Genomic DNA, 1,849 nt, shown 5'->3' on the forward strand with positions numbered 1-1,849 from the left:
CTAGACAAAATGACACCAAATGAGTTTTACTATGATCAGCTACCCCAACAAAACAAGGTGGCTTAACTAGAGCGGAATATCACTTATAAATACGCTTTTAGTTGTTCAAACAAGTGGGACCACCTCTGTGTCGTCATTGCGACCGGATTAATTTCATCAATGAGTTTGGCAAATCCAGTTGTATCGAATACTGCAGAGGAGGCGATTACCACTGCAGCACCTGTGCCAGACGCTGTTCCTGTTTTACCAAAAGTTGAAGTAAATAAACCTTTTACTAAAGCTGAGATTCAACAAGGCTTATTGGAAATGCAGCAGCGACAAAATCAACGTATTGAAGACTGGGGTAAGACACTTAAAGCGGAAGATTTTGAACGTTCATGGTATGGTGGTCGTCAATTGAAAAAGTCCAAGCGTCAGGAAGTTTGCGGGATCTATCAGGGTTTAGTGAATGAAACCTATGGGTTGGCACAAAAAAATAAAGCAAGATTGAGTCAAGCGGATCAAAAACAAATATCAGACCGCAACCAATTTATTCAAAGCTTAGGTTATGAAAATAATATCGTTGATACCAAGATAGGTTTTAATTGCCGCTTAAAATAAGTGGTTTTTATCACTGCTTTGATTTATGTGAATGATCCATGTCCTTGATGCAAAAAATAAAGGACATGGAAAAGCTCGAGATACCTCATGAATTAATCAATTAAATTAAAGTCACTCAGTTCTGTTTGTAGATGTTTTGGATTATTTGCAAATAGCAGTTGACCACTAGTGTATAACCAACCCAATTGACCTTGCTGCTGAAGACGTTTCAGTAAGACGTCGTTAAACGTCGATGTTGCAAAGACAGTTTCACTAAAGACTTTAAATTCGCCGACATTGGTATTTTCACTGTCTTTCATAAACAGCATGCCATTTTTGGTGGTTGAACTCATATCTAAAGATCGACTAATTAAGCGATACCCTTCTTTTGCTTGCTCATCAATCATTGTCTGCAATTTCAGAGTACGTTCTAGACTATTGCTACCGGTTGGATAGGTTTTATGGCGATAACTGTAAGTGCCATGATGTGTACTGCTATTGATACAGGTTGCAACTTTAGGACTATTTTGTTTGCCGTTCAGAACTTCAGGTCGTAAACCTGTGAAATAGCTTTTGAACTGAATAATACGGCAGCCTTGAGAACCTAATGTATTGAGCATGGTTTCCAGTTGCACTGGGTCAACGAGTGGGGAAACATAGCCGCTGTCATAGGTGTACGTCGCAGTATCATTTTCCTTTTTAATGAAATAATCTTTGAAATTCATGGCATTGGTTGGTCTGACGCTATGTAGGTATTGATAACCTGATTTGCCTTTTTCATTTAACTGATTACGCCATGTAAAATAAATGTCAGCGGTAGAGGATGCTGTACGGTCTGCCACAATATGATTGAAACGTATGTTTTCATTAGCAAGTTTTATGTAGCTATTAACATTACCATTGTCCAGGGTCTTAGTATCATAGCCAATTAATTTATAACCATTTTGTCCCATCGCATTGAGCTGAGCCAAGAAGTTCACAGTGTCAGTCGTATTAATAAAGCTCTCAGACTTAAAGTCTGCAGTTGTGATTTTGGCTTTCGGTTTTAAATTGGTGAAGAATTCATTGGTATTTTTTGTATAGCAGCGGCTGTCCTTGAGTGGATCTTTAATTAGACCACGCTCCATGATGATATAGCTTGGATTTGGGTGGTGTTTCAAAAAGTATGCTGACATTAAATGAAACCATTATTGATGTAAAAAAAGGTTAAGTCGAAGGCTTTAAAATGGTTTTCAATCTTTTTGGAGAAATTACAACTCTTTCTAAAACC

At 37.8% G+C, this 1,849-nt stretch carries 2 protein-coding genes and 1 pseudogene; 1 reads left to right on the forward strand and 2 read right to left on the reverse strand.

Translation table 11 applies throughout. The annotated features are described in order from the left end of the window. The first annotated feature begins 159 nt into the window (after positions 1–159). Complete coding sequence (locus FTV09_RS17640; RefSeq protein ID WP_257222941.1) at positions 160–600, forward strand: hypothetical protein; 441 nt, start codon at positions 160–162, stop codon at positions 598–600. A gap of 92 nt (positions 601–692) precedes the next feature. Here FTV09_RS17640 and FTV09_RS17645 read toward each other — a convergent pair whose 3' ends face one another. Further along, complete coding sequence (locus FTV09_RS17645) at positions 693–1,754, reverse strand: PT dipeptide repeat lipoprotein (protein ID WP_180059002.1); 1,062 nt, start codon at positions 1,752–1,754, stop codon at positions 693–695. Next, positions 1,754–1,849, reverse strand: a pseudogene (locus tag FTV09_RS17650) (IS1 family transposase); the annotation flags it as partial. The pseudogene FTV09_RS17650 and the gene FTV09_RS17645, both read right to left, overlap by 1 nt.

Origin of the sequence: Acinetobacter sp. YH12227 (assembly GCF_013417785.1) — a bacterium.
GTDB lineage: Bacteria > Pseudomonadota > Gammaproteobacteria > Pseudomonadales > Moraxellaceae > Acinetobacter > Acinetobacter gandensis.

Coding starts and splice junctions, on each gene's coding strand:
- FTV09_RS17640 (WP_257222941.1), top strand. CDS start 160: ATGAGTTTGGCAAATCCAGTTGTATCGAATACTGCAGAGGAGGCGATT.
- FTV09_RS17645 (WP_180059002.1), bottom strand. CDS start 1,754: ATGTCAGCATACTTTTTGAAACACCACCCAAATCCAAGCTATATCATC.